This window comes from Blautia hominis, assembly GCA_002270465.1.
GTDB classification, from domain to species: Bacteria; Bacillota; Clostridia; order Lachnospirales; family Lachnospiraceae; genus Blautia; species Blautia hominis.
The window spans coordinates 1-236 of sequence record NQOF01000043.1; the positions used below are offsets into that span (position 1 = coordinate 1).

The 236-nt window shown below is 38.6% G+C and carries 1 protein-coding gene; it reads right to left on the reverse strand.

What is annotated here, in order from left to right:
* Positions 1-236 (reverse strand): hypothetical protein (locus CI595_RS26515; RefSeq protein ID WP_205728133.1); only part of this gene is annotated, 236 nt, incomplete at both ends.

Below are 236 nucleotides of genomic sequence, written 5' to 3' on the forward strand. Positions count from 1 at the left end.
AAGTTGCTCAATTCATTATTAATTTGCGACTTGGTGTAATACCTGTCATCTGATTGGTTTTTAGTATAATATCTATTATCATGAACGTGAGATGTTTCAGATTTGTTCTCTAAAGCGGAGTTTAGCACAACACTGGAAACTGGTATAATCATAGGCAAAAAGGAGGATTTGCCTATGGAACCACGAATGGAACTTATTAACAGCGTTTTGGCAGCAATGACAGCGTTGCTGGCGGC